This is a genomic window from Clostridium aquiflavi, from assembly GCF_031344075.1.
GTDB lineage: Bacteria > Bacillota > Clostridia > Clostridiales > Clostridiaceae > Clostridium > Clostridium aquiflavi.
The window spans coordinates 1-3,978 of sequence record NZ_JAVJAN010000082.1 but is presented as its reverse complement, the minus strand read 5'-3'; the positions used below and the strand labels follow the sequence as shown (position 1 = coordinate 3,978).

5 protein-coding genes and 1 pseudogene are annotated in these 3,978 nt (G+C 25.5%); all 6 read left to right on the top strand.

Features of this window, described 5'->3' with window-relative positions; translation table 11 throughout:
- Window positions 1–225: pseudogene (locus RGC78_RS15925) on the top strand (Rpn family recombination-promoting nuclease/putative transposase); the annotation flags it as partial.
- A gap of 306 nt (window positions 226–531) precedes the next feature.
- The gene (locus RGC78_RS15920; protein ID WP_309556946.1) at window positions 532–1,152 is read left to right on the top strand and encodes a hypothetical protein; all 621 of its coding nucleotides are present in this window, start codon (window positions 532–534) and stop codon (window positions 1,150–1,152) included.
- 59 nt (window positions 1,153–1,211) lie between these two features.
- Window positions 1,212–1,481, top strand: coding sequence for a hypothetical protein (locus tag RGC78_RS15915; RefSeq protein ID WP_309556945.1), 270 nt, complete (start codon window positions 1,212–1,214; stop codon window positions 1,479–1,481).
- Window positions 1,482–1,623: 142 nt separating this feature from the next.
- On the top strand, window positions 1,624–1,968 hold the full coding sequence (locus RGC78_RS15910; protein WP_309556944.1) for a hypothetical protein: 345 nt from the start codon (window positions 1,624–1,626) through the stop codon (window positions 1,966–1,968).
- Window positions 1,969–1,970: 2 nt separating this feature from the next.
- The gene (locus tag RGC78_RS15905) at window positions 1,971–2,498 is read left to right on the top strand and encodes a hypothetical protein (RefSeq protein ID WP_309556943.1); all 528 of its coding nucleotides are present in this window, start codon (window positions 1,971–1,973) and stop codon (window positions 2,496–2,498) included.
- A gap of 503 nt (window positions 2,499–3,001) precedes the next feature.
- Entirely contained in the window at window positions 3,002–3,607 is a 606-nt protein-coding gene (locus tag RGC78_RS15900) for an SMI1/KNR4 family protein (RefSeq protein WP_309556942.1), read from the top strand.
- Window positions 3,608–3,978: the final 371 nt, after the last annotated feature.

Genomic DNA, 3,978 nt, shown 5'->3' with positions numbered 1-3,978 from the left:
GATCAAATAAGACAAAAGTATTATGAACAAAAAGGAAAAGAAATTGGAATTGAAGAAGGAATTCAAAAAGGAATTCAAAAAGGAATTGAAAAAGGAATTCAAGAAGGTGAATATAAAAAAGCAATAGAAGTTGCTAGGAATTTGTTGGATGTTTTAGATGATGAAACAATTGCATTAAAAACAGGCCTTAACATTGATGAAATAAAGAAACTAAGATTAAATTAAAGAATTAATAATTGAATACTAAATTGGTTTTTGAAAGCCTGTAAATAATATAATTTGAAATACTCCATTTATAAAAAATTTATAAATGGAGTATTTTTTCTGGAAAGAAATAAAGAAAAAACGGAGTATGGCAAACCAAAATATATAATTCACTTTTATGTGGAGCATCTATCGAAGGAAAAGTTCTAGCCGTAAAAGAAGAGTTAGTAAAGATTCATTTAAATATAGACGAAAATCAAAGTGAAGAAGAAGCTTTTTGGTTTAGATCAAAAAGAAAATGAAAAATGATGAATAGGAAGGTAAATCATGAGATATAAAAGTAAAAAAGCATCTAATGAAACATCGGGGGAAATTTTAGAAAAATGGATTAAGATAATAATTTTTACATATTTATCTATTTGGGGAATTATGAATCTTTTTAGCAGAGTACTCATAAAAACAAATATGTATGGAGAGTTTTATAGAGATTTTATATTTTATTTAATAAGTATGCCAGGTATATTATTCTTTTTACTTGGGTTGATAATTAATGAATTAATTTATTTCTTTAAATGTAAAAGTTATAAAAAGGTAGCGAGTTTAATAATTATAGCATTGTGTATATGTGGTATTAGTTATAAACTTATAAAATATAGTGGATCTTATAGATGTTATAAGGATTTAGATTATGTTATTAATGATACTTATTGTGAAGATGTACAAGAATTGAATAATATTTATGAAAAAGTGATAACTGGAAAATATTCATCAACAACAATATATATAGAAACTATAGATTTTAAATTTCAAGCGGAAAGAAATATAGTAGAAAAAAGAGAGTTTAATAAGTTTAAAGCAAAATTTGATAATGTCAAGAAAGTAAGGATAAAATATTTACCTAATACCAATATCTTATTGAGTATAGAACCAGTAAAAGATGAAGGATAATTGAAGTAAAATAAAGATAATACAAATAATAAACTGTATTATCTATAGAACATACAGATGTGCTAACAGATAATCTTGATTTTGCAAAAAACGTATATTCAGTACAAGGTAGTACTAGTAAAACTATGGTAAATTCATTTAGAAGTAAAGGAAAAACAAAGTTGTCTAACATGCCCAATATTGGAAGCGGGCATACTCCACATGCATTAGATACTTGTGGGGGAGGCAGTGCTAATATGTTTTTGAATAGCTTTAGAAATAGCTATGCAAATGGAACCATGGGGAAAAGTTTGAACACTCATATAAATGATATAGTACCTGAAAAGTAGCATGTATTTGAATTAACAGTTTCAACAAAAAATTCATCAGGAAAACCAGTAAAATTACCATTAGAACAATTTTTAGAGCAAAATGGGCAGCAATTAAATAAGTCGAAGTGTAAATCGAAATAGAATGGAGTGTAGTAGCAAAATGAACATTAACATGATAAATGATTTAGTAGATTGGGTAAACGAGAAACAAGAGAAAGATTTTAAAGATTTTATATTGTTTATGAATGATATTGATGAAAGGAAATTAATAATTAATACATCTTATTTTGGTGAACATGCAAGTGGAAAAATAAAAAGATGGTCAATCCTTTATAATAGAAGATTTCCTGATTTTGATTTCGATATACAATTAGACAGTGAAAAATATTGTACAGCATTATCATGCTTAACAATGAAAAATTTTAAAAAGATTATGAATGATAAGTATGAGATTACTGATGAAGAAGGAAGAGCCTTCACAATACAAAGTGAAGGAGGAGTATAAAAATGAAAAAATATATTATGAGTGTAGTAAAAATAGAAGATGAACTAATAAGTGACTCTCAAATATATGTTGATAAAATTGGAGGCGATCCTACGCATTTACCACCAGAAGATATAGATGTAATTGGATATTTTGTGATGCAAATATATAATAATGAACGAATTTCTGGAAATAAAGATGTACTTTGCTGGCAATTTTATCAAGATGAGTTTGGGGGACCAATGGATGTAATAGACATACCGAGGGATGCTAAACTAAATACTAGTAAGCAGATAAAGAAAAGACGTTGGATTGATGAGTATTTAATTAAATATGAAGAAATTGAAGAAAATATAGTTAATGAGAAAGAGGAATATATTTCAGTAATAGGCGGAAAACCTAATGAATTTATTAAAGAGGACTGTGAAAATGAAAATGCACAGTATGTAGGTATTATTTATGATGATTTATGTCCATATGGTGATTTAGGATTAGGATATGACTATATGATTCTTGCAAAAGATTCAGAAGGAAGTTTAGTTGTAATCTAATTATTCTTGTATAAAATTTTTAGCTTATTATATATTATCAATCTTTCTATGTATGTTATATTAATTTAATAATAAAATTAATGGGTTCTTATAGTTTATAAAATTTAATACATGGATAAAAGCAGATAAAGTTAACAAAATAAAAGTTAAAAAGGTGGATAGTCTTGACAAAAATAAAATTATCTACCTTTTTTTGTTGTGCCAGCATGGGCATATATACCAAAAGGTTAATATTTTATTATTTTTAAATATAAATTTTAGAGTTATATGGACTTCAATTCTTTATATTTGGGAAATAAATCAAATTAATATAAAAAGATTGAGTATAGTATATATAAAATTTATTCCATGATATTTAATAAACCTTGATTTTAAGCCATTTGGAAAAATTGCCTAATTTAGTGCACAAGTCAAGTTATTAATTATAGCATAACTTAGGACAGAAGAGGTTGGATAACAATATTAACTTAACAAAACGCAAAATAGATATTGGAGGTAATATTATGATAAAAAAAGAAGATAAAGATTTTATAAAAAGCTGTTTTAAAATATTAAAAGAAAATCATCCAAAAAAATTTAAAATAGGAAATTTATCTACAGAAATTCCACAAGAGATGATAGATAAAGATAATAATGAATGGAAGTTAATAGAATCAAATGTTTTAGAAGAGGATATGGTTAGACTAGAAAAAAAATTTAAAGTTAAGTTACCAGAACTATATAAAGCATTTATATCTTCATATTTTTACGTATTTGATAAATTAGAAGGTATAGTTGATAATTATATGGATTATGATGATTATGATATTGAAGTAGAAATTATGAATCAAACACCGGATAAGCCGCTAGATGAAATAGATAATTTATTTAATGAATTTAAAGAACTTTTAAATTTTGGGTATATTCCAATAGGCGAAGTAGATTCTTATGGAATTATGTGTTTTGATGTATTAAATGATTATAGTTTAATATGGCTCGATCATGAAGAATATTATCAATGTGAGAGTAGAGATGAGCTTGAAGAAATAGCTGTAGTGGTATTTGGGGATTTCAGAAATTTCTTGGAATGCTTTTTCTGTGGAGTAAAATATGTATGTGAAGACATTTAGAGAAAAGATAAATATTAAGAGTAAAAATTGTATTGGAGGCTGTGTTAATGAAATTAAGTAATATAAAAAATTATAGACCATCAGGATTTGTATTGCTAAATAGCATAGAATTTAATACAGATATTTTTCTTTATATATATTGAATAAACAAAAGAAAGATGGAAATAACATCTTTGAATATAATACATTAAATCAAGCAGTAAAAGCTATAACTAAAGAAGGAAACACTTTAGTAAGTAGATATGCACATATAAAAATGGTGCGTAAGCAGCCACCAAAATCTTTTTTATACAGAAGGTTTAAGAACTGAAATTGAAGAAAATGAAAAATTAAGTAAATTCATTTTCAATAAAAATGGAGATATATTAGTT

Bases quoted from the DNA above. Each gene is read 5' to 3' on its own strand.
- RGC78_RS15905 (WP_309556943.1), top strand. From the start codon at position 1,971: ATGAAAAAATATATTATGAGTGTAGTAAAAATAGAAGATGAACTAATA.
- RGC78_RS15910 (WP_309556944.1), top strand. From the start codon at position 1,624: ATGAACATTAACATGATAAATGATTTAGTAGATTGGGTAAACGAGAAA.
- RGC78_RS15900 (WP_309556942.1), top strand. From the start codon at position 3,002: ATGATAAAAAAAGAAGATAAAGATTTTATAAAAAGCTGTTTTAAAATA.
- RGC78_RS15920 (WP_309556946.1), top strand. From the start codon at position 532: ATGAGATATAAAAGTAAAAAAGCATCTAATGAAACATCGGGGGAAATT.